This is a genomic window from Microcoleus sp. PH2017_12_PCY_D_A (assembly GCF_020738565.1).
GTDB lineage: Bacteria > Cyanobacteriota > Cyanobacteriia > Cyanobacteriales > Microcoleaceae > Microcoleus.
This window is the reverse complement of record NZ_JAEQCI010000103.1, coordinates 12518-36424: the sequence shown is the minus strand read 5'-3', so window position 1 is coordinate 36424 and position 23907 is coordinate 12518. Positions and strand designations below refer to the sequence as shown.

The 23907-nt window shown below is 44.6% G+C and carries 21 protein-coding genes; 5 read left to right on the top strand and 16 right to left on the bottom strand.

Annotation, left to right across the window (positions count from 1 at the left end; genetic code table 11):
- Positions 1-233: 233 nt before the first annotated feature.
- From JGK39_RS25730 to JGK39_RS25705, 6 genes are all read right to left on the bottom strand, one after another.
- Positions 234-3743, bottom strand: a complete 3510-nt coding sequence (locus JGK39_RS25730) for a GAF domain-containing protein (RefSeq protein WP_293254474.1) — start codon at positions 3741-3743, stop codon at positions 234-236.
- 52 nt (positions 3744-3795) lie between these two features.
- A complete protein-coding gene (locus JGK39_RS25725; protein ID WP_293254477.1) occupies positions 3796-4407 on the bottom strand; it encodes a hypothetical protein in 612 nt (203 codons plus the stop codon).
- On the bottom strand, positions 4404-4811 hold the full coding sequence (locus JGK39_RS25720; protein WP_293254480.1) for a RusA family crossover junction endodeoxyribonuclease: 408 nt from the start codon (positions 4809-4811) through the stop codon (positions 4404-4406). The genes JGK39_RS25725 and JGK39_RS25720 overlap by 4 nt, the downstream gene beginning before the upstream one ends.
- Positions 4812-4957: 146 nt before the next feature.
- Complete coding sequence (locus JGK39_RS25715; RefSeq protein ID WP_293254483.1) at positions 4958-5734, bottom strand: DUF4058 family protein; 777 nt, start codon at positions 5732-5734, stop codon at positions 4958-4960.
- A gap of 40 nt (positions 5735-5774) precedes the next feature.
- Positions 5775-7814 (bottom strand): AAA-like domain-containing protein, encoded by a 2040-nt coding sequence (locus tag JGK39_RS25710; protein WP_293254485.1) that lies wholly within the window; start codon positions 7812-7814, stop codon positions 5775-5777.
- Between the two features lie 51 nt (positions 7815-7865).
- Positions 7866-8027 (bottom strand): hypothetical protein, encoded by a 162-nt coding sequence (locus JGK39_RS25705; protein ID WP_293254488.1) that lies wholly within the window; start codon positions 8025-8027, stop codon positions 7866-7868.
- A 311-nt stretch (positions 8028-8338) separates the two neighbouring features.
- Here JGK39_RS25705 and JGK39_RS25700 point away from each other — a divergent pair, with 311 nt between their 5' ends.
- Positions 8339-9334: an Npun_R2479 family HD domain-containing metalloprotein gene (locus JGK39_RS25700; RefSeq protein WP_366049049.1), complete on the top strand. Its 996-nt coding sequence runs from the start codon at positions 8339-8341 to the stop codon at positions 9332-9334.
- Between the two features lie 157 nt (positions 9335-9491).
- Here JGK39_RS25700 and JGK39_RS25695 read toward each other — a convergent pair whose 3' ends face one another.
- Both JGK39_RS25695 and JGK39_RS25690 read right to left on the bottom strand, forming a co-directional pair.
- Positions 9492-9890: a hypothetical protein gene (locus JGK39_RS25695; RefSeq protein WP_293297752.1), complete on the bottom strand. Its 399-nt coding sequence runs from the start codon at positions 9888-9890 to the stop codon at positions 9492-9494.
- Positions 9891-10328: 438 nt separating this feature from the next.
- The gene (locus tag JGK39_RS25690) at positions 10329-11708 is read right to left on the bottom strand and encodes an ATP-binding protein (RefSeq protein ID WP_293254494.1); all 1380 of its coding nucleotides are present in this window, start codon (positions 11706-11708) and stop codon (positions 10329-10331) included.
- Between the two features lie 638 nt (positions 11709-12346).
- Here JGK39_RS25690 and JGK39_RS25685 point away from each other — a divergent pair.
- Complete coding sequence (locus JGK39_RS25685; protein ID WP_293144355.1) at positions 12347-12670, top strand: DUF3155 domain-containing protein; 324 nt, start codon at positions 12347-12349, stop codon at positions 12668-12670.
- A 452-nt stretch (positions 12671-13122) separates the two neighbouring features.
- On the opposite strand, the gene JGK39_RS25680 is transcribed toward JGK39_RS25685, so the two are convergent.
- The 3 genes from JGK39_RS25680 to JGK39_RS25670 all read right to left on the bottom strand — a co-directional run bounded on the left by JGK39_RS25680 (position 13123) and on the right by JGK39_RS25670 (position 14980).
- Positions 13123-13659: a cofactor assembly of complex C subunit B gene (locus tag JGK39_RS25680; RefSeq protein ID WP_293254497.1), complete on the bottom strand. Its 537-nt coding sequence runs from the start codon at positions 13657-13659 to the stop codon at positions 13123-13125.
- A gap of 319 nt (positions 13660-13978) precedes the next feature.
- Positions 13979-14371 carry a PadR family transcriptional regulator gene (locus JGK39_RS25675; protein WP_293254500.1) on the bottom strand — a complete coding sequence of 131 codons (393 nt, stop codon included), beginning with the start codon at positions 14369-14371 and terminating at the stop codon, positions 13979-13981.
- A 405-nt stretch (positions 14372-14776) separates the two neighbouring features.
- A complete protein-coding gene (locus tag JGK39_RS25670; RefSeq protein WP_106148491.1) occupies positions 14777-14980 on the bottom strand; it encodes a DUF751 family protein in 204 nt (67 codons plus the stop codon).
- 51 nt (positions 14981-15031) lie between these two features.
- Between JGK39_RS25670 and JGK39_RS25665 the strand changes: the two genes are divergently transcribed.
- Together JGK39_RS25665 and JGK39_RS25660 are read left to right on the top strand one after the other, a co-directional pair.
- Positions 15032-15199, top strand: a complete 168-nt coding sequence (locus JGK39_RS25665; RefSeq protein WP_293297749.1) for a hypothetical protein — start codon at positions 15032-15034, stop codon at positions 15197-15199.
- Between the two features lie 62 nt (positions 15200-15261).
- Entirely contained in the window at positions 15262-16137 is an 876-nt protein-coding gene (locus JGK39_RS25660; protein ID WP_293254512.1) for a DNA adenine methylase, read from the top strand.
- Positions 16138-17046: 909 nt separating this feature from the next.
- Here JGK39_RS25660 and JGK39_RS25655 read toward each other — a convergent pair.
- Together JGK39_RS25655 and JGK39_RS25650 are read right to left on the bottom strand one after the other, a co-directional pair.
- Positions 17047-17529 (bottom strand): PD-(D/E)XK nuclease superfamily protein, encoded by a 483-nt coding sequence (locus JGK39_RS25655; RefSeq protein WP_293297746.1) that lies wholly within the window; start codon positions 17527-17529, stop codon positions 17047-17049.
- Between the two features lie 27 nt (positions 17530-17556).
- Positions 17557-18492 carry a metallophosphoesterase gene (locus JGK39_RS25650; protein ID WP_293254518.1) on the bottom strand — a complete coding sequence of 312 codons (936 nt, stop codon included), beginning with the start codon at positions 18490-18492 and terminating at the stop codon, positions 17557-17559.
- A 104-nt stretch (positions 18493-18596) separates the two neighbouring features.
- Here JGK39_RS25650 and JGK39_RS25645 point away from each other — a divergent pair, with 104 nt between their 5' ends.
- Entirely contained in the window at positions 18597-19631 is a 1035-nt protein-coding gene (locus JGK39_RS25645; protein WP_293254521.1) for a hypothetical protein, read from the top strand.
- A gap of 375 nt (positions 19632-20006) precedes the next feature.
- On the opposite strand, the gene mrdA is transcribed toward JGK39_RS25645, so the two are convergent.
- The 3 genes from mrdA to JGK39_RS25630 all read right to left on the bottom strand — a co-directional run bounded on the left by mrdA (position 20007) and on the right by JGK39_RS25630 (position 23876).
- Positions 20007-21821 carry a penicillin-binding protein 2 gene (mrdA, locus tag JGK39_RS25640; protein WP_293254525.1) on the bottom strand — a complete coding sequence of 605 codons (1815 nt, stop codon included), beginning with the start codon at positions 21819-21821 and terminating at the stop codon, positions 20007-20009.
- Between the two features lie 181 nt (positions 21822-22002).
- Positions 22003-22677 (bottom strand): N-acetylmannosamine-6-phosphate 2-epimerase, encoded by a 675-nt coding sequence (locus tag JGK39_RS25635; RefSeq protein ID WP_293297755.1) that lies wholly within the window; start codon positions 22675-22677, stop codon positions 22003-22005.
- Positions 22678-22841: 164 nt separating this feature from the next.
- Positions 22842-23876 carry an RRXRR domain-containing protein gene (locus JGK39_RS25630; protein ID WP_293254528.1) on the bottom strand — a complete coding sequence of 345 codons (1035 nt, stop codon included), beginning with the start codon at positions 23874-23876 and terminating at the stop codon, positions 22842-22844.
- Positions 23877-23907: the final 31 nt, after the last annotated feature.

Below are 23907 nucleotides of genomic sequence, written 5' to 3'. Positions count from 1 at the left end.
CGCACCAAACGGCTTAGGAATGGAAAAGACTGATACCAATTCAGTATGAAGCTCCACGACCTGGTTCGCCTAAAATCCTTTCCGGTAAAGGATCTATTCTATGCAGCGGAGAAAGAAAAATGGTATGAGGACTTTACTCCTCAGAAAGAAGGACTAAAGTCCTCACTACGAACCTAAGGACTAAAGTCCTCACTACGAACCTACCGAAATGTCTTCTTTGTTCTTTAAATATACTAATCACCGGGCGAACTCAAATTATTTCTCAAAGTTTGTTCCTGCCGCTTAACCGCCGCCAACAATTCTGCATTTTGCAAAATCACCCCCACTTGATTATTAAAAATCTTCATATAATTTTGATCGCTTTGGTCAAAACTTGCCTGAAAACGCTCTGGCACATTTTGCTTAGATAATTCAATCGATTTATCCTCACCATCCGATTTAATCTTATTAATTAACTGCGTCACAGCAATCAACTCCCCGTCTGGATTCCAAACAGGCATACAAAGCAAACTGCAAGTCCGATATCCGGTTTTTTCGTCCGTTTTTTTAGAAGTTTCAGAACCCGGATAATCATAAAGATCGAACGGTATATTTAGAGGAACTCCCATTTGGGCCACTTGTCCCACATAACCTTGCCCGATCGCCACTCGCAATTCAAAAAAAGTACCGTCGGGCAAAATAATCTTTGTCCACAATTGATTGGCATCTCTATCAATTACCCAAAAACTGCTGCGATCTGCATTCATCAACTCTTTAGCAGATTCCATCACACGTTGCAGAATCGAATCAATTTCCAAGCTGCTTTGGCTGACGGAACGAGTAGCCGCCATCAAAGCAGCGGCAACTCTTTGTCCTCTGGCTGTTTTATGAAAAGTACGGAAACTTTCTAAAATCATTTGAATCAAGTTCGCATCTTCCGCAAATCGCTCTTCATCCTGTTTTGTAAACCCTTCCAAATCAATCTTTTCTGACAAAGACCAACTCCCAGGGCGATCCATTTGTTTGATTTTATTAATTAACTGAATCACCGCAACTAAATTCCCCTGGTCATTTAACAAAGGAAGTGTTAACATAGTATAAGTTCGATAGCCATTTTTGATATCTAATGCCTTTGCCGTTTCCGATCGCGGATCGTCGTAAAAATCAAACGGAATATTGATGCTTTGTTTGGTGCAGGCCACATGACCGACAATTCCTTTATCTGCGGCAACGCGAATTTCTAAAGATCGATCGCCCTCAACATCAGCCTCAGCAATAATCGACCAAAACTCATTTTTTTCTTCGTCCAAAAGAAAAATTGTTGTGCGATCGGCATTCAAAGACTTACCCATTTTCAAAGTAATCGATCGCAAAGTAGCATCAAGAATATCATCAAAACCCTGACCGTCCATCACCTGATTTAGCATAGCCAGAGTTTGGCTGACCACATTTTGGGGGTGATATTCAGCCTGCTGTTTCATCGCCGCAAATTGTCTCGCATTGTGCAGCGCCACCCCGACTTGAGTATTAAAAATTTGCATATACTTTTGACTGTTAGCATCAAAGCTGTCTTGAAAGCATTCCGGTGCTTCCGGCCACGTTTCCGGGTCATATTCCGGGAAATCTCCCGGTCTTCTTTTGTTAATTAATTGAGTCACAGCAACTAATTCACCGTCAGGACTGCAAACAGGCATACACAACAAACTGCAAGTACGATATTTGGTTTTTTGATCGGTTTGTTTTGCAGTTATTGATTCGGGATGTTCGTACAAATCGAAGGGAATATTTACAGGTTTGCCGCTGTCAGCAACTTGACCCGCAAAACCTTGTCCGACTTCGATCCTGAGTTCGCGAACCGAGCCATCTTCAAAGCGGATTTTTGTCCACAGTTGCCCTGTTTCGCGTTCTAAAAGCCAAAGCGTACTGCGATCGGCATTCATCAATCTTTTAGCAGCTTCCATCACTTTAGTGATAATTTCTTCCGAATCCAAACTGCTTTGAGAGACCGATCGCGTTGCTTCCGTCAAAGCTTCTGAAGCTTGCAATCTTTGAGTTAACTTGTAACAAGATTGACACCTTTCCAACAACCGCTGAATAGCTGGAGCATACTTCCCGATTAAAGTACGATCGACTTCTGTAAACCCTTCTATCTCGACTTTTTCAGAAAAAATTCCTGCCGGATTGTGCTGTTCTTTTAGCTTGTTAACCAACTGCACAAAAGCAAATATATCTCCCTTTTCATTCAACATAGGTGAGGTCAAATTGCTGTAAATTTTGTAACCAGTCTTTCTATCTTGCTCTTCCACTACATCTGAATACCAAGTTTCCGATAAATCGCTGGGAATGCTGACAGCTTTTTTATAAATTGTCACTCTGCCTGCTGTTGGATTGTTAGCCAGAATTTGAATCTTTGTCGAATTGCTGTTTGTCGTTCTGGCAATAATCGACCACAGTTCATTTTTATCTTTATCTATAAAAAATATTGTAATGCGATCGACACTCATCAATTCCCCTAGTTTAATAGTAATCGAACCCAAAATTTCATAGAGCACATCCTCAAAATCTCTGCCTTCCATACTGTTGAGCATAGATAGGACTTTGTGTTCTTGATGGGCAACTAATTGTTTAAAGTCTGGTTGCAGAGCAGCCAAAGCTTTTTTCGTCCAATTTCGATTAAATACAGAGGCATAGATTTTATTATAAATACTTAAAATCCCCCCTCGCTTCACAACCAAACCAGACAATCGCAGTTCCATTTGTTCGAGGCTTTCATCAGCGGGAATTTTAGCTTCGCTGCACGAGTCAGAAGCAATTAAAATTTGCTGGTAAATCTTAAGCAAAGTTTCAGTACGCTGTCCGCTTCTGAGAATGCGATCGCGAATTGTTTTCAAATGCGGCGGTTCGTCTTGAACTTCCCAATTGTCAATAATTTGCGTCTGTACTAAATTCTCCACCCAATCTGCGATCGAAGATTTATCCTGAGGGATTTTTGCCGGAAAATTTTCGGCTTGTTGCCAAATATAGTTGCAAATTTTTTGAGTTAAAAACGGCTGTCCTCCCGTCCAAATCAACACATTTTCTACAACAGACTCAGGATAGCTAACTTTCCCTGCTAAACCTTGCACCAGAGGTTGAGCTTCGTGCAGTTTAAAGCCATACAATTCGACAGCGCGGCCGAGATTAAAAGGCGTACAGTATTTATCTTTAATCAAGTCCGAAGGAGTCGCAACCCCCAGCAAAGCAAAAGTCAGGCGATCGAATTCATGGCAAGCACGGATGAATGCAAAAAAGTCATCTGCCCGAAAATTTAAACTCAAAATGCTGTCTATTTCATCAACAAAAATGACAATTTTACCCTGAATATTTTCCAGCAAAACTTGTTCTACGAACTCGCTCAAGCGCTGTACGGGCGGCAAAAATTCCCGCTCGCGCACCCAGGATCTCAAATTCAAATCGAGCTTAAAACTGGTAACTAAACGTCTAATTACCCCTGCATACCACTGATCGGGATTGATATCTTGAGAACCGATTTTAGTTAGATCGATCGCCGCACAAGCAATACCTTCTGCTTGCAACTTGTGCATAGTTCGCACGCGCAAGCTAGTTTTACCCATCTGGCGAGAATTGAGCACGTAACAAAACTCGCCATTTGTTAAGCCTTGATAAAGTTCAGAATCCGCTTTTCGTACTACATAAGTGGAAACATCTAGAGGCAAATGTCCACCAACTTTGTAAGTGTAGGCTGAGCTTTTTTCTTGATACATAACCTGTTTTCAATGAGTAGAATACACAGCCGATCGCCCTTTGAGAGCCTCATTACCCTTCAACTTGCCCCGATTGACTTAAAAGACGCTGCAATGCTTCAAAAGCACGGCGCGCCAAACTGAGTTCAACAGTAACCTTTTCTCGCTGGAAAATCACGCGATCGCGAATTTCCAGCGCCCTCACCAAAACTTCATAATCCTCCCCATTCATCAAACCGTGAGCCAGGAATGTTTGAGCCAAAATGGGCGGTTCTTGAATTTCAAAATTAATCGAGTGGTGTTCGGCTACCATCCGCATCACTGCTTCACCCGTAGATCCGATCGAACAGGTAGCAAGCTCGAAATTACCTTTTTCGATCATTTCTAATGCTTTTTTCATGTAAAAATGAATATCTTCTACATCTTTACAAGAATAGTCATACAAACTCGCGTTAGCCTCCTCCTCTAAATCTTTTTGCGTTTTTGACTCGTGAGAACGGGGTTTTAATGCTGCGATGACCGATTGTTTAACCGTGCAAATTATCGAGTCTATTTGCTGATTCGCAATAAACTTTTGCCAGTCATAATCCCTCGGCTTTACCAAAACTTGATAACCTTGCTGGCGATATTTATCGGCAATCTCTACAATTTCTGTTGCTTCTAATTTTTCTAGTGCTGCTATCATCGATTTAGCTCCATCGGCTCGGTTGGTAGGTCAATTTTAACATAGATAAATTCTTGCCCCGCAGCCAACGCTTCGGCTATCAAAGGAGATATCGCAGTAAAATCAACTAATTCCTTAAGTTTGCGCCGTTTTACTGTGAGGTCGGTAACTTGCCTGTCATCAATGTAAACTAGAGAATTCATGGAATCTACAATCGGTTTAATGATGTTATCTAAATCTGATGTTTGAGTAATGCAATAATGAGTGATGATGACTTGAACTGGATCGCTAGTAGCTTCCATTCCGATCGGCAAGGCTTCGGCAACCGTTTCGCGCACTTGAGCTTTCCACTCTTGAAGTAACGCTCGGTTATTTGTTTGTAAAGAAACTGGCGTACCAGTGATGGTAAATGCAAAGGAAATCAAAAATTTTACTCTTCTTAACTTAATGATAGTATTTTATATCAGATCCGATCGATCGCCATAACAAAAACGGTTTGTAGTGTGGACTTTAGTCCGCTCCATTTTGCGGACTAAAGTCCACACTACGAACAAAAATCTAAAATCTAAAATCATATAACTCCTCTTTCCTGTAAAAGTGCATTAGCCCAAACAGCATCATCTTCCTTCAGTCGCGGCACGGGTGGCTGAGCATAGTCGATCGACAAATCAAATCCCGCTCTGTCATACACACCGCTGAACAAAGCTTGCAAATCTACCTGAAATTCTGTATCTCCCGGCTGCAATGGCAAGAAAAATGGTGGAATTTCTTCTCGTACCGTAAAAGCATACAATTGAGCTTTTGGACGGCGATTCGCCCTGCTAATTAAAATGCGATAATCCGTGTTAGTCCCGCCAGTTACAGGCATTTGTCTCCCGGCCCTGAGCAAGTCAATTTCTACTAAATGAGAGGCACTTCTCAACACTTCTTGTCGCTTATTTTCATAGGCCTCTCGACCTTTCCCAGTGCGTTTGTTTTTCGGCGAAAGAATTTCTATGACTGTGATTACCCGATTTGTACCTACCTCTCGGAGTTCTAAATAGCCTTCCCTAGCTTCTTCCAATATTGGTACGGTAACAGTCATCGGTTCAGAATGGGGCAGCGTTGCAGTCATAACAGATGGGCTGGCGGTGGACGGGCGATCGAATACTGTCACGTCAGGAATTGCCAACAAATCGCTATCTTCGGCCTCGCTCAAATAAATCCGCTTTTCAATTGCCGCCCGGTATTTCGGGCGCAGCGCAGGCCCGATCGCATCGGCGATCGCCGTAATTAAGCGGTGATGAACTTCCGGCCAAAATTCAGGATTTTCTAAGTAAGGGTCTACCCCTGGAAATGGAGACGGCATTTTATTACCTCCAACAAGAGTGTTGTAAGTTAGATTAATCTTAAATACATTTTAGCCGATCGCCAAAATACTGACGGTACAACTCAAAGCGCACAGTTACCTCATTTCCCCGCAACTGCACCAGCCCCAAACTGTGCAACTTAAACGCCAGCACAGATTCTAACTCTACAGGTTCAGTAGCTGCTACCACCCTGCTAAAAGCCGCTGCTAACTCCTGATGTTCTTGCAAATTCCACAAATGACGGCGCAAATGATCGCCGTAAATTCCCGCTTCAGTAGGAGCAAGTTCTAAAAGTCGATCTAAACTTTCCTCTAAATCTTTTTGTTCTTTTGCAGAACCTGAAAATCTTCGATTAAAAAGAGCAAATTCTTGAGCAATGTGATATAATGCTACTCGCACCAAATACGGATGATCGCCCACAATATTCATCAACTTTTCCACTATATTTATTTGCCAATTCAGCCCGTGCCTTCTCGCTAAATCCGCCACTTGTTCGGCGCTAAACTCGGACAATTCTATTGGCAGTCCAACATTAAAAGGCGATTGATTTACGTTCAGCGGAATGTAAACTTCTGTTGAATGTACCACCACCAAACGCAGTTTTGCCCACAGTTCGCTATCGCTGTCGCCATAGCCCGCTTCTTCATACCAAGCCCTTAGCAGTCCAAAAAAATCATCAGCAATTGTAGGATACTGAAAAACGCGATCGACTTCATCCAATCCCAAAACCAGCGGTGCATTGTTTCCCGACAACAAACAATCTTCAAAATAAGCCGTACAATTATCTTTACTGCCGTAAGTATCCGTCCAATAATCGTCAATTTGGTGAGGCAAACGCAGCTTGCGCGTAATCTTGGTGCAGAACCACCTCAGCAGTGCATTGAGATTGGTAAATGACGCAGCATCTGCGTGTTGAAAACTCAGAGGAACAGTGCGGTAGCCTTGTTCTTTTGCCTGATAAAGAATCCTCGCCATTAACGAAGTTTTACCCATTTGTCTCGGTGCTTTAATTCTAATTAAAGTTCCCGGCTGCAAAAGTTCCTTGTAACACTGAGCTTCCCAGGGAACGCGATCGACATAAAAAGCCGAATCCAGCCTGACTTGTCCTTGGGGAATCTGCGGCTCTGCGGCGGGTGATGGAGGATTTGAAAGTGGCAGAGTCCGAGAAATGGTTACAGTATTGGCCGCACTTTTAGGGAAAGAATGCTCTGGCGCCAGCAGGTTTAAATTAACTATAAATCCTGCGGATATGTCATCTTCTGTATCTGTTTGCGCTGTACCTGCTGGCTGTACTGTGCTTTCTCCAGCGACTGTTTCTAACAGCATTTGGTTGATTTCTTGTAGCAGCAGTGCCGTGTCAGCCGGCGATGTCCACTCGCGCTGCTGAGTATCGTTGATGTAGTTCCGCAAGTCGTGGTTTAGCCGTATGCTGGGGGGATAATTGACTCGAATTGGCAACACGGCAGGCGCCGAATGTAGGCGCCTGTAGCGCAATTCTTTGATTTTCCGCAATTCTTCCATGACTATTTCGCTAACTGCCGTTTCCCCAGACAGCAGCAACAAAAAATAGTCACACTGTTCTAATTGAAAGTCAATTTGAGAAAGCCAGTTTTTTGCTGATTCGCGATCGGGATAAACCGCCCCAATATTTGCTGCAAATACTTGGTGTCCCGTCCCATTTATGCCTTCCGCAAGCTCCAGTGCCAAACTCAGATCGGGTTCTTGGTTGCAATAGCTAATAAAAACTTGTTTTCCCTGATTTTTCGCATTTCTCGGCTCAGTCTGGGAAGGCTGTTGTAGATGCTCTGCAGATCGCATTTCCTGCCGCGCGATCGAGCGAGCTATGGCTCCTCGCACGTTCTTTTTTGTAACTTTCTCTCCCAAGATACTTGACAGCTTCTGCCACAGCTTGTATCCTACATCTTTTTCGACATATTCCGGGTTTAATGGGTAAATCTGCTCGTAGGTTTGTCCTTGCCAAGTCCCGATAAAAACCTGCCTTTCCAAATCGTTGAGGTGTTTGCCAGTTTTGAGGTGAACTGAGTTTTCTATAAATTCTAAAGCTTCTTTAATATTCATTTTTCTACTAAGGTATTTCGATTGTAGATTTTAGATTGTAGATTGTAGATTTTAGATTGGGGAATCGCTGATGGCTGTCAGGCTTGGGAACTTGCCTGCTGTAGGTTGGTTGTAGCAAAGAAATCCAACACTTCCTTGATAGCAAGACTTTTGATAAATTGTATAGCCTCGCGGATAAATATTCAAGCCAAAAGCCGAGCTGAGGGGTTGCACGGCCAATTCCGAGTCGAATTAGCTGCTTCTTCGCTTTCCTGAGGTTTTATGAGTTTTTATGAGGTATTGCCGTAGATCCCCAATCAGCGGGAAATTGCTGGGGTGCAAAAACTGTCAAAATTATGAGCTTTTCTGGTTGCGATCGCCAATTGCGATCGGTGACAATAAAAACCAACAGCCAGTCGATCGATTTTAGATTTTAGATTTTAGATTGACTGCACAAATGACTTCTTGAAAAAAAAATACTCCTCTGACAGACTAATTGCAAATATGCAATAGTTCGCAATCACCCGCCATCAAGGTAACTACAAATGTTGAACCCCACCACAGTCATCATCAGTTCCTTAACTGAAAGCTTAAAAGCCGAATACCGAAACACTTACGGGAACATTAAATCTGACAGCGCCCGACTTATCGAACAGGTTGTCAGCCTAGCTTTAGAAAAAATTGCCAGCAGCGACGCTCTTTATCACAATGTCGAACATACAGTTCTTGTCACCTTAGTAGGGCAAGAAATATTGCGCGGTAAATACCTCAGCGAAGGAAACATCTCCCGAGAAAATTGGCTGGAGGCGATCGTTTCTTGGCTGTGCCACGATATCGGTTACGTCAAAGGAATCTGCCCCCAAGATCGACAAAGCCAAAGATTGTATGCCACTGGCATAGATAACAATACAATTTATCTAGAATCGGGTACAACTGATGCTAGCTTAACTCCCTATCACGTAGACAGAGGGAAAATGTTCGTGCAAGAACATTTTGTTGGTCATGATTTGATCGATGCGGAGGCTATTATGGGAAATATTGAATTGACTCGCTTTCCCGTACCTAATGACGAAGAACACTCTTGTACTGGCAACTATGCCGGCTTAGTGCGGGCAGCAGATTTGCTCGGTCAACTCAGCGACCCCCGCTACTTGCAAAAAATACCGGCGCTGTTTTATGAATTTGAAGAAATAGGTAGTAATAAAAATCTAGGCTACCGCCATCCGGCAGATTTGCGATCGGGCTATCCCAAGTTTTTTTGGAATGTTGTGTATCCCTACATTCAAGAAGGATTGCAGCATTTGAAAATGACTGTCGGGGGTCAAGAAATAATTGCCAATCTTTACGGAAATGTGTTAACAGTAGAGAAAGAAATTGCCTTTCATGCTGCAACTTCGGCGGTAAAATCTACGCCAAAGTTACTGGCTGATGTTCGCGGGTTTCAATTTCCCAATTTCCAGCGGTTTCGGGGATTGCCTGACAGTTTTAACCAGAGGAATAAAAAAAACCTGAAAAGTTTGTTTGTAATTGGGAATGGGTAATTGGGGAATGGGGCATGGGGCATTGGGCATGGGGCATTGGTCAATAGCTTATCTTGCTTATTTCTTGATTTTTCCATCTAACTACTGACTAATGACGACTGATTAATGCCCACTACCCACTCCCAACTGTCAACTGTCAACTGTCAACTGTCAACTATCAACTATCAACTGTCAAATTTCGCCAAATTTCTTGATGACATACGTGCCAAAAGTACAAAGCTAAATTCAGAAGAGCTAATAACTTAGTGCCATCTTCTAACATGGCGTGTACTCCTAGACTTCGAGTATTTATAATATCCTCAAACCGCGAGATAGCAAATAAGAGGAATGCGGCGATTAAGGGCAGGTAAGGAGTGGTTTTGATGTATGGCCAAAAATTAAATGCGTAAAGGAAAACGCCACTACCATAACACAAATAAATTAATTTCTTAGATATTCCCAACCGAGAAAGAATCAACGTCATCCGAAACCTGTCATCCAGGAAAAAGACTCCCAGCAGTAAAGCGCTAAAAAAGAAGAATATTGCCGATCGACTGCGCGGGTCTTTTTGGCGCAAAACTCCGAAGGTAAAGGCACAAATTGCGACTGGGATGCACCACAGGACTTCGGAAATTCCCGTGAGAAGGCCTTCGTAAGGGAACCAGGAATTAAAAGGATCGCTAAAGAGGCGTTCAACTCCGTCTCCCTGGTTGTTGAGTTTGGCGTACAGGCTCAGCCCGCCTAAAATTAAGACAGTCAGAGTGTTGAAAATAACTAAAAATGGTACGGTAAAAAAGTGTTTTTTGAGCTTTTCTAAAAAAGTTGAAAAGTTGGGAATTTTATCGAATAAAGGCAGATGCTTTATATGGTTTTTCCCAGGTATAGAGTTTGTGAGACTATTTTATATTTTTAATTTTAGATTGGCAATGATATCATGTCCGATCTATTGACCCCAATAAGTAAGGCTTGTAGTGCGGACTTCAGTCCGCAACCGAAGAGCGGACTGAAGTCCGCACTACAAACAGTTGTTCTCCTTCTTTACCGGCAGCCAAACGACGAATGTAGTGCCGCTATCCGTTGGATATAAATGAGCTGCACTAGATGGCAGCCATTCCGGATTTACTGGGGAAAATACTTGGATTTCTCCTTGCATTTGGCGGACTAAATCGCGGGCGATCGCCAAACCCAATCCTGTACCGGGAATTTCTGTCTGAGCTTTTTCTCCCCGGTAGTGTCGCTCAAATAAATGCTCTAAATCCTGGGGGGGAATGCCGGAACCTGTGTCGCTGACTGCAACTGCTATGGCAGGTAAGGGGCGGTGGTTCGCTTCGTAGCTTACTTTAATATAAATTTGGCGGCCGGCGGGGGTATATTTCAAAGCATTGTCAATTAGGTTGCTCAAAACTTCGCGCAAAGCTCGATCGCTCGCCGAGACTGGTGGTAAATCCGCCGGAATGTCGGCTAACAATGACAGATGCCTTTCCGATGCGATCGCCATAGCGGAAATTAACAGCGGTTTTAAGACTTCTGGCACTGCACAGGATTCGTCCAAATTGGCCGCAGGCGACAGCGACAGAGGAGAATGCTGGATTAATTCGATATTGGATGTTGCTGTTTCTGAAGTGCCTGATGGGAGTCTGAGATTTGCTTCGCCGGTGTCTACTGTGCGATCGAACTGGCCGAGCAATTCAGAGAGCCGATCGCTCTCTCGGACAATACTAACAGCCACACTGCGGTTTTTGTCTTCTGGTACCAGCCTGCGCGCTAACAGTTTGCCAAAAGTTCGCAGCGCTGTCAGCGGACTCTTGAACTGGTGCAGCAAGTTGTGCATCGTGTCGTAAACCTGAGCCTGGATTTGCCGAGAAGATCCCAATTCCTGCTGCATCCACTGCGATCGCTGGTCTAAAATGCAGGCTAGGGCTAAGGTGCGAGCAATTTGTTGTATCTGAGCCTCCTCTCGATCGTTCCAAGCCCTGTCTTGCCTACCGCTGACCAGGAGTCCCATGACAGCTCCCTCGTGTATCAGAGGCGTCACAATTTGCTTCCGTTGCTGCCACACATTCTCCGGGCCTTGGCACTGATTGTCCCGGTTTTCACAACCCGGAAGCGGCTCGGGCGCGATCGCACCCGCGGTTGATGCTTCCACAGCCAAAGCCGGCGCAGCCAACCGCCGCGGCATCGGTTTCACTGTCGAGCTTACAGCCGATTCCAGCCTCAACTCCTGATTTTCTGGTTCGACTGAGCTTTCTGGATAAACTGCGATCGGCACCAACTTTGCCTCGCTGCCTTCTACCAGCTCTTGTGTCAGATATACTGCGCTGAATGTCGCGCCCAAACTGACGGCGATCGCCACCTGCGATCGACAAAGCTTGACAAATTCTGAACTGGCTGGCATTAACATGAGCGCCACATTAAGATCTCTAACGGAATTTTAAGTAAATTACAACTGCTCGGCCCCCCATTACAGATTGGAGACTGTTAAATTTCTCGTCTGTGGGCTGTGATTGCAGGCCGATCGGTTCCCAGGATTCAGCTTTCACAAACACCATTGCTTTAAAGCCCCGCCTGCCTATCTTCCACAAATCCCCAAGCTTGGCTGATGCCGCAAGTTCCGGCCCACATTACCACAACCGCTGCACTTTTGTCGATCGACACGAATGTTAAGATTATGTCGATATATTAAAAACACTTGAAGTTTAGAGCTAGAACGGATATACTGGCCTCGGATTTGGTAGCTATGATTACCTAAAAATTGGATCTAAAGCCACGTCCGATCGGGACAGCTTTGATGATTGAATCATATTATTGTTGATTCGCCAGATGTAAAAATCCGGTCTCAACTCTATAATCCAAAAAATCTGAGATAGGTTGGGGCATCAACCGAGGATGCTCGGCAATATCAGACAAGCTGTGCTTGAGAAAAGCTGTTTGAATCCACCAGAATCCCCATGTCTTTAGGGCTGGGGAGTATGTCAAAACCTGTCTGCTCATACTGTCTGCTCACACTGTCTGCTCACAGAGGAGGTAAAGAAATTGGCCAGGAGACGCAAGCGCAAAAGTCGCCGCCGACAAGAAGGACGCAGAATTTTAGAGTGTGTGCCTCAATATAGCATCGAGAGCGGCGAAGATAAACCCGTAACAGCGGCTCGCAAGTTCATCCATGCCGAAGGCATTGCTCCCCCAGCTTTACTGTTGGTCAAGCGTAACGAGCATACCACCGACAGATACTTCTGGGCTGAAAAAGGTTTGTTCGGAGCCCAATACGTAGAAGAGAACCATTTCTTGTTTCCCAGCTTAAAGGTGATGCTGGAAGCAACCGCAGAAAAAATTCCTGCGGTGTCCGCCAGTCGCGCATAGATCGAAATGTTTAGGTCAAAACATTGACAGCAATGTTTTTCTAGCTCTTTTAACAAAAGCGCGAGAGTTCTCATTGTCTGGGGAGTGCCAACTGAAATTTACGCGAAAAATCCTTGGGAAGTTAAGGTGTAAGGAGCCATCGCAACAGGATAGATCGTCCTTGAAAGGGCGATCGGCACAATTGGCACTCTCAGGATAATGGTTTTTTTTGACTCTGCCCAAAAACGGATACAAGCCCCGAATCGATTTGCGATCCACCCCAAATTTGAGACGAAAATTAAAGCTCCCAGATTCATCTGTAGAATAAATCTAAAATCTCACAATCTAAAATCGTTTGACTGTGCCCGATCGAACTTTCGGGCCAACGACAGAGCTGCCAGCAGCAATCCTTTTGTCGGCTCGAAGTCGAAGCACGGCATCTAGCATATCAAAAAACGTTTCGCGCCAAACTTTTAATCTTCCAGCGGTTTCAAATTTAAAGCTTTTTGCATTGTTGCTAGTTCGTCGCGGTGAGCTCTGACAGTAACAAAGCTTTTAGTTGGGCTTTCCGAGTCAGCAACTGATTCGAGTTTGAGAAGGACTTGCTCGGAGCGTCCGGCTTTTTTCCAGTAAAATACCCCCGTCAACGGCGACAGCAGTACCAAACCTAGGAAAATTTTACCTTGCTGCGGTACTAGCATTCCTAAAACCAGTCCCAAGCACAAAGCGCCGCCTGCACTCAACAAAGTTAAAAAGATAGCTAAAAACCAACTCGGCCGCACAAAACCCTCAAAGGTGACTTTATAGTTGGGAGCATCAACGGCTGCAACTCGGTAAGCCCTAGCAGCAAAATACTCTTGTAGCTGGGTTAACAGTAACTCTTGGGCGCTCTCGGAAGCAAGCTTGACTTGTTCGATGCGATCTTTGACTGAGGCCTTGATGAAGAAAAACAAGCCAACAGCCAACAGCAGCGTCATCACAAAGGTTGAAGAAAGAACAGTAGTATCCATCGGTAGAAGTTTGTGTAATTGAAATTATCCACTATTACTTTACATAAGTTTACAGAGGAAAGCGATCGAGGACTTACGCAGACACTTTTTAACCCAAATTCTCGGCAAGCTTTCTAGCAATGCGTTTTTCTCCCCATCACCCAATTCCCATATCTCCCCATCATCCTTAATTCTCAAGTGACCGTGCGTAAGTCCTGACGTAGTGAATCGCTACTCTAATCGCTGTGCGGCGATGCTGGCAAAGCGAAGGCAATCCGACAATTCGCTTTGCTAGTAGCAGCCGCATCTCAAGGGTTTAGCCATCGGATTTCAACGCAGGCTAACCCGTGTGACCAGTTTCTAGGGCTCGGGGGCGACGCCCTGACGCGCCGTTTCCCTGACCGATATAGTCGTGCCACAGACGAGCCAGGTCTTGAGCTTGGTGCCGCCACTCGGGGAGGATTTGATACATCCGGCGGGGGCGGCCGCGTCCTTCTACTTTTTTCCAGTAACCGGTAATGACGGCTTCATCTTCGAGAAATTTCAAAGCGCTGTAGAGGACGGTATCAGAAAGTCGGTAGATGGGGAATTCCCTTTCTAGCTGTCCGATGAGTTCTGTACCGTAGGAATCTCCGCGCAATAACACCGAGAGAATGTAGCACACTGCTAGTTCCTTGTTGAGATAAACAGGAGGTGGGTCTTGAAAAAATTGATAGATATGTTCAAATTTCATCTGTCTTGTCCGCTGGAAACTCTCGTGATACCGTCAGGTTAACGGGAGAGGAAAGCGGGGCGGGGTGTGCCGCTTCCTAAGGATTAAGTCGGAATGGGGGAAACAGAGGTGCAGTATTTCCCCAGTGGTGTTGATAGCCGGAAACTGTTGTGCTGCACGGGAGGTAATGTTTGCTTGCGCCAAGGTTGAGGAGCGCTCACATAACTAGGGTAACTTTCTTCCTCTTTTAATCTATCGCAGCAACTATTGCCAAGTGTGCGATCGCACGCGAAGAGTTGCACTTATTTCGGGGGTTAGCGTTTCAACTCAAACTCAGAAGTCGCAACCCGCAAACCCTCTACGTTCCTGGTTTGCGGGCCACTGTTTGTCAGAGGGGGCCGGCTTTTTCGGGCAGAAATTTTGCCTTTAAACCGGACTCAGACCTAACATGGCACGCAGTGTAAAAGTTAGAAAGACAAAAGTCGCTACAATCGAAGTAATCAGGGCGATCGCAGTTGCCGGTCGATCGAGCAGGGGCTTGAGTCGCTCGAACAGGAAAAAGAAAATCCCCAGACAAATCGTAATGAAAAAGCGGGGGTAGCGAGAGACGTTATTAATGAAATCTTGCATGAGTACAGGTGGGGTAAAGTGTTACAGCTCGATCTTTGACTGGTAACACTTGTGAGCGAGTTAGACAATTTTGGCACAGCCGGAGCTAAATCGGGCGATCGGGCGATCGGGCATTCTTCCAGGGCGGTGCTAATATATATAATTCTAACGAAAAGTTTTGGTCGTGCGATCGGGTCTGAGTCTGTTCAATGCCGGAACGCGACCTCCGGTAACGAATGAGAGAAGTATTTCTATTGAGTTGTAGTTGTGATAAATATTATAGGGCTGTTATTTCTACCTAAATGTCTGCTGCCGCACATTCTTTCGTCTTGCCGCGTCCGTTTCTGAAATGGGCGGGAGGTAAAACTAAGTTGATTGGACAATATCAACCTTATTTTCCCGAAAAGTTCACCACTTACTACGAGCCTTTTTTGGGTGGCGGAGCCGTATTTTTTTACTTAGCACAAGAGCACCCTTCTGTGCAAGCTGTGTTAACAGATATTAATCCTGAGTTGATTAATGCTTATTGCTGTGTCAGGGATAAAGTTGAGGATCTGATTGAGCTTTTGTTCGAGCACGCCTCTGAACACAGCAAGCACAATAAAGAGTATTATTACTGGGTGCGATCGCGCTCCTACAACACAGACACAGAAAAAGCAGCACGGCTGATCTACCTCAATAAAACTTGTTACAACGGCCTCTACAGAGAAAACTCCAAAGGTGAATTTAATGTTCCCATAGGCAGATACAAAAATCCTAACATTTGTCAACCAGATTTATTGCGATCGGTCTCATCTTTACTCAAGCCCGCTCAAATTCAAGTCAGAAAATTCCCGGAAATTTTGGATTTTGCTACAAGCAGCGAAGACTTTGTTTATTTTGACCCACCTTACTATCCTATCAGTACCACAAGTAACTTCACCGCTTACAGCCGAGATAATTTCAAAGAATCCGAACAGCTTCAACTGAGAAATGTGTTTGCAGAACTTTCCGAACGGGGCGTCAAAGTTATGCTATCTAATTCTAACTGCGATTTCATTAAACAAATCTACAGCGATAGTCAAGCTTTTAAGATTGTTCCGCACCCTAAACTAATTGAAATATCAGCAGCAAGGGGAATTAACTCTAAGAGTTGCAAGCGCGGCCCAGTCAAGGAATTATTAATAAGTTCAGTTTAAATAAACACTCTTTGCAAAGTCTATCGCTAAACATATTTTGTACGGCAGCCTGTGACCTCAGAAACCCGGTTTCTTCGTGTATTTATCGTTATTCAACCCAAAAGTTGTAGAAACCTCTTCGTGTATTTATCGTTATTCAACCCAAAAGTTGTAGAAACCGGGTTTCTCGCCCTGATGTATAAACAATGAAACTGTGACCTCAGAAACCCGGTTTTTTCGTATATTTATCGTTACAAAACAAAAAAATCAGAGAAACCGGGTTTCTCGCCCTGATGTATAAACAATGAAACTGTGACCTCAGAAACCCGGTTTTTTCGTATATTTATCGTTACAAAACAAAAAAATCGGAGAAACCGGGTTTCAAAATCCGCCGAAAAAAAAGGAATTATTACCTATTGATTTGTCTGGACTTTTGGGGTATATTTTAGATAATGGGAGTGGTAAGTTAAATTTTATTTTTACCAATATTCCCATTATTAAATTATACTTCCTAAAACTGTTCAATTTGGTAAAATAAAAATATTTGAATGCTGCGTTATCGTAAATAATAGCAGTTTCCTCAAAAAATGCAACTGTAGGGAAGGGAAAAAGGGCGATCGGCAACCAACAAGCCTGGTTGATTAGTCGTATATTTCTAGGTGTTCACAAAGAATTATTGTAGAAACTGGGTTTCAAAATCCGCGAGGAAAAAAGGAATTATTACCTATTGATTTGTCTGGACTTTTGGGGTATATTTTAGATAATGGGAGTGGTGAGTAAAATTTTATTTTTGCCACTATTACCATTATTAAATTCAATTTGGTAAAATAAAAATATTTGAATGCTGCGTTATCGTAAATAATAGCAGTTTCCTCAAAAAATGCAACTGTAGGGAAGGGAAAAAGGGCGATCGCGATCGGTAATGCGTGATTACAGATGTTTGTTGGCCCAGGTAATAAAACCTTCGAGCTTGTGAACCCCCAAGAGATTTTGATTGTCGGGAATTTGTTTTTTGAACCAGTCGATCGAACCTTGCCTCATCCCGTCACCGCCCACGATCACAATAGTTGGAACCCCATAACAAGTTTTAATATTTAAATTGAGATAAGGATACTTCTCATCAACGGAACCTTTATCTTCTTGCCACTTGCACTCAACAATTAGACCGAGAGGAAACGAACCAGAACCAACAATATAAAAATCGACATTTATTTCAGTTTCGTAAATGCTAGAACCGATATAAACCTGTTTAGCATATCGCTTGGGATTTGCCGTAGAGAGCAAGAGCCAATCTAGCTTGCGCTTTTTCGGCAACTCGGGACATATTTCGAGATATCCGTGACCTCTCAACGTACCTTCTACAGTTGCTTCTAAAACAAAACCAGTTTTATTGGCTCTACAACCCCTATTCATATTGTTGGCTCCTAAATATAATGTGAATTAAGCCGATCGCACTTTTAGCACTCCCCGGTCAAAAACCCGGTTGTCAGTACCGATAGAACTGACAAACATCCGGTCTTCATAGACATCAAACGTCGCAAAACTCAGGCGCGTCGCAGAATGCTCCGTCCACTCAGAACGCCCCACCGGACGAGTGCCCGCGCCGGCCCCGCAAACTAGATAAGTCGTACCGTCAATCGAGCGAGTGCGTTCGTAACTGTGCTCGTGTCCGTTGATATAAACCTGCACGCCGTACTTTTGAAACAAAGGCGTAAAAGTCTTAATAAAAGATTGATTCGAGCCGTACACGCCCGAGGAATAAATCGGGTGGTGGCCGAACACAACTTTCCACGGTGCGGTGCTTTGACTCAACTCTTTCTCCAGCCAAACAAGCTGATTTTCCCAATCAGCATTGTGATTGGTATCTAAAGCAAAAAACTGTACCGGATCGCGCCGAAAAGTATAGTAGCGACCTTGCATATTAAAACCCGGATATTTAACTTGCGGGTCGCCGTTAGCAGTGCGGATGTCGTGATTTCCCAAACAAGCATAAAATTTGACGTTTTGCTGCAATAACGGCTGATAAGGCTTCTCAAAAACAGCATTGATTTTTTCAATTTCGCCGTTATTGTAGATGTTGTCGCCGGCAAGAACAGCAACATTAAAAGGATTTTCCCGGTGATATTGCGCCATCGCCTCAGCTACAGCATACTGACCTTCAGCCCCGGTACCGGTGTCGGCCACCGAAATAAAGCGTAAAATAGGCGGTGAGGCCGGCAATTGGACGATCGCCCTTTGCGCCTCAACGTTAGAAGGCTCAGCAGCATTGGCGTCTGTACCCCAGGAAGTCCGAAGCTGAAGCATTTTCCAGACTCCGGCAAAACCTAAGGTGCCCAGACTGCCTAAAATTAGAAAGTGACGGCGTTTGATGCTCATTTTGATTCAGTTACAACTAATGAAATGATAAATTAAGGCTGAGATGGCTCAACTAAAATTTATCCTGTTTAGATATATATTTGTAACGCTCCAAGGCAGAAAAAATGTCAGAAGAACAACTAAACCCACCAACTCCAGAACCGTCTCAATCTCCGACACCGGAGGTAGACTCGCCGAAAAAGTCCGCCGCGACTAGCAGCCCAGCTAAAAAGACCAGCAGCGCTGTTCCCACAAATCAGGGAATCAAAGGTTTGATGAGCTCGATCGGGAATTTGGGAAAAAAAGGGAAAAAATTAGCAGCAGAACCATTGTCGCAGTCAGAATTGCCGATCGCGCCCACCGCTTCTGACTCAGCAACAACAACTCCTGCTGTTGCTGCGGAAGTTAACAGCGCGCCCCCGCCAAAAGCTGCGGTAAAATTCGAGAAAAAGCCTGTATCAAAACCCACCGGCGGCAGTTTTTTACAGAAAGTCGGTGTACTTTGGCAAAGTATTGTGCGGCTAGTGCGGGATCTGCTACCTGCATCTGCAAACGCCAAGCTGTCCGATCCAATTTTAAACGCGGGGTTAGCTGCAATTCTCATCGTTGCGATCGGTTTAACTCTCAACAGTTTCTCGGGAAAACCGCCCCAGAAAGTAGCAAAAGCGCCTTTTCCAGCAGCACAGCAGTTACCGCCAACCTTTGACGATTTGGTGGCGCCGGGAACAGCGAAATCTCCAGAGGCGATCGCAAATTCTCAGCCTGCACCCACTAATTTTAAAAGTAAATTGCCCGATTTAGCGGCTCCGAAAAAACCGGAACCTGTAGAAATTATCCCGCCGCCGCTGACGCCGGAACAGTCGCTGATTGCGGCGATTCAGACTCAAGTTGCTGACATTACGAATCGCCTGGGCGGCGGTTTAGTTAAGTCTGTTGATGCTGATTTCTCGATCGGTCTTTTGACTGTCAAAGTCGCTGAAGATTGGTACAAACTCAGCGATGTAGAGCAAAATCAGCTCGCGAGTCAAATGTGGAAAGAAGCTAACTCCCTCGATTTCAGCAAGTTACAAATTGCCAACTTGGAAGGAAAGTTAATAGCTAGAAGTCCGGTTGTTGGCTCGGAGATGATTATTTTAGAAAGAGGGATTAATAAAGTTTAAATCCTCTGTATCTGCCAACAGTCAGATTAGCCGAAAAGTCCAGGACGCAGCATCAAATTAGCTAGGTTTGATCGTTCGGACTTCAGTCCTTATCAAATGAGAGAGGACTGAAGTCCGAACGATCAAACTTGATAACGTTTAGTGACCGGACATAATATTAATTAACTTTGAGGGAAATTGAAAAAGGTGCGCCCGCGCACCCTACATCATAAAATACGAACAGTCAACAGTCAACAATTAATATCATGTCCCCTCGAACCGTAATAAGATTGGTTTGATCGTTCGGACTTTAGTCCACATCCATCTGAGGACTAAAGTCCGAACGATCAAACGTTTTTATAACGGGTAATTGACGAGACATAATATAAGTCAGGACTAGAAAGGCTTATTCGTAGGTTTAAAACCTTGCTTTTGAAAATAGGTTTTAAATACTTCGTGAGCAATTGGTGCGGCCGAGACGGCACCAAATCCTCCGCCTTCGACTATAACTGCGATCGCAATTTCCGGCTTGTCAGCGGGAGCAAAACCCACATACATCGAATTGTCAGGATGACCGGGCATTTCCACAGTCCCTGTCTTACCAGCACTTAAAGGAATAGTACCGTCATTCAGACCGCGGCCTGTACCTTTTTTCACCACGTCAATCAATCCTTCTTTAATGACCTTTAAAGTAGAAGGTTTAATCCCTGTTGGGATTCTTTTGGTGAGGGGTGTATTGGTTTGAGATGCCAACAAATGCGGCTGCACTCGCGAACCGCCGTTAGCAATTGTTGATACCATCACTGCCAATTCTAGGGGCGTGCAAAGTACCAAACCTTGACCGATCGCCATTGTGACGGTATCGCCGACGTACCAATCTTCCCCATACATTTTATTTTTCTCTGCCGGTATCGGCACTTGACCGTGATTGGCGCCGTCTATCCCCAAAAGATCTAAATTAATAGTGCCACCAATGCCCATTTTTTTAGCCCATTTCGACATTTGTTCCGGCCCGGCAGCCATGCCTACTTGATAGAAAAACGTATTGCTGCTGTAGGCTAAAGCATCGCGGAAACCGATGACGCCTTTACCTGCGCCGTGTTCGTTGAAAGAAATTCCGCCGATCGTAATTGAAGAAGATGATTCCAAAGTCGAGTCAGGAGAAAACTTGCCCGACTCCATCCCGGCGACAGAAGTGACAATCTTAAAAGTGCTCCCGACTGGATAGCCTTGAACAGCGCGATTTAAAAAGGGTTTTTCTGGCCCTTGCAGCCGCTCCCATTCTTTTTGAGTCACCTTGCGGGTGAAAATGTTGGGGTCAAATGTGGGCCAACTACCCATTGTTAAAAGAGCGCCGGTTTTTACGTCGATCGCCACAACGGCACCCAGGCGATCGCCCAAAGCTTTTTCCGCAGTTTTCTGCATATCTAAATCTAAAGTTAGCTGCACCGATTTGCCGGGAATAGGATCTTTTACACCTAAATCTTGGATTTCCTCGCCCTTAGCATTCACCTCAATTAAACGGTTTCCCCAAACACCTTCTAAAGTTGGATTAGCTAATTTTTCAACTCCCATCTGACCGACGATCATGCCCATCGGATATGCAGGATTGGCTTTTAATTGATCTAAACTAGCTTCGCCGACGTATCCCAAAAGGTGAGCTGCTAATTGCTGGTTGGGATTGTCTCGGCTCGATTCGGCGCGAATTTCAACGCCGCGCAAAGTATTGCTTTGTTCTCCCAAAGCGACGAAAGTAGCGACATCGATATTTTTACTAATTCGCACTGGTAATGCTGATTTGTAGCCTGCTTCATCGATTTTTTTGATGATTTCGGCTGCGGGAACTTTGACGATCGGACCGAGTGTAGCGGCGACTTCTTGCCACTCCAAGGCCGATCGCTCTTTTGGCCACAAATAGACCGATCGCGATACGCGGCTGGCTGCAAAAATTTTGCCGTTGCGGTCTAAAATTTGACCGCGAGTGGCGGCGACAGAGACAGGGCGAATGCGGTTATTTTCCGCCCGCTGGCGGTTGTATGCTCCCTGTATTAGTTGCAGTTCGGCTAGACGAAACATCGGCATCGCCACTAATGTAGTGACGATCAGCATAAAAACCATCACTTGGAGCGATCGACTGCGTTGCTGTCCAGGATTATCCGAGGTATTTTTGTTTAATCGGACTTTAGAGTTAAAAGAAAAATCGCTAGCCATATTAATTAATTAATCTGCTCTTTCATTCAATTAACAGGCAGATCTAATTCTCATCCGGATTATTTCGGGGAGGATACAGCGATGACAACTTTTAGCTCTTTAGTGACCGACATAAATATGCCTATTGGCAGATACATAAATACGTAAAATCCCGTAGAGTTCTTATTCTACAATTTCCTATTTATTTTCCTATCACCGACGCATAGGCTGTCACCTTAATATCAATTCCAGTAATATCTCCACCGACAACAACAGCCGTTGCTCCTAAATTCAATGCTTTTTTAGCCATGGAGGGCCCAGAGATTCCGCCTTCGCAGATAACGGGAATCTTGAGCTTTGCCACCATTTGCGCTAGCAAATCAAATCCGGGCGGCGAGAAACTTTCTGTTTGGGGAGTGTAGCCAAAAAGAGTAGTACCGACAGTATCTGCACCAGCTTGGGCCGCCGCGATCGCAGCTTCTATTGTATCTACATCCGCCATGACTAATTTCCCTAATTCGCTGTGAATGCGATCGATTAATGTTTTTAAGTCTTCGCCAGCAGGGCGGTTTCGCAAAGTCGCGTCAACGGCGATAATATCGGCTCCTGCATGTGCGATCGCCCGCGCGTCTTCAAACCGAGGAGTAATGTAAATCTCGCATCCCGGTAGTTGCTGCTTCCAAATACCAATTATGGGAGCCGATATTTGTTGTCGCACCGCTGCAACGTGAGCCGGAGTGTCAATCCGCACGCCCGATGCCCCTCGATTGATGGCGGTGCGGGCCATTGCTGCAATCACGATCGGATCGTGCAGCGGCGAATCAGCAGGTGCTTGACAAGAAACAATTAATCCTGTAGGAATTTGACAGTTAATCATGGGAATGGGGAATTGGAAATTGGGAATTAGGAATTGGGAATTGGCTTCCGCAGGGAATTGGCTTCCGCAGGGCAAACAGGGCATTGGGCATTGGGCTTTTTTGTAATTTATTCCCTGTGCCCTATGGGTAGAAACCCCGTCATAAGCTTGACGGCTTTACAAATTTAATTTGCAATACGCCACGAGTTGTAGGAAAAAAATTTACAATCTGTGGGCGATGCGTTTTGAGTTAGACGCTTGCCAGTTTTTAAATCGTGCAAGCTAATTGTTTTCCGGTACGGGTCTTTCTTTGTTGGGGATTCTTGCCAGCCTCCAACGTAACAGAACCCATATTTACGGTGTTTAACGATTGAACCGCGTTTAAAACCCACACTTAAAGTGCCACCATATCTAGATCGAATATGACCAGTAGAATGTTGCAAGCGATGGAGTTGTCTGCGATGAAATTCAAGGGGGACAATCTCAATTAGCGATGAGTTGTCGGGTTGAATGTGTCCTCCCGCGTACCAATTAGCCAACACCCAAGAATCAACACAGTGAGCCTCAAACTTGTTTGATAGCTTCTGTTTGGATTTCTTTAGTCCTAAATTTTGACGCAGTTCGTAAGTATCGTTTCCCGATCTAATCTCAAGATGGGCAATCTTTCTGAGTTGGTCGTAAAACCAGTGCTTGCCCACTTCCAAAGGACTAAACGATACGTTCCACTTACGTCCGTTTTTCCTCTTTCGCGCTTTAATATCCTCCACAACAAATGTTGATATCGGAAACATTAACGTCAACCAATTAACTATCCTTAACTTCCACTGCCATCTCGACTTAGTAGATGGGGGTATGCGATTTTTGTTAACCAACCTGTTAGCTCGGTTTTGACGGCACGGCGTGTTCCGAAACCGACGAGAGCGTCGCATATTTCGCCTTACTTCAACTCGGTCTTTTACCCAATCAACGGCATGAGTTTGGATGTTTAAGTAGGTATGTGGTTTGGATTTAACGGTAAATCCTTCGCGCTTGCTACCCGGATCGATGCCTACCGCAATGGGCTGATAGTTGTGATTTGAAGGTTCTACATTTAGCCGGACACAAAATACCCCCTTCTTCCAGAATGGTGTTGCCTTGCCCGATCGCATCCAGCGCTTTGCGCGACTTGGGGTAGTCGGCATTAACGGTCTATTTTCACTGTTGACAACGGGTACGAACATTTACGGTAAGTCCTATTTCTAGGTATATATT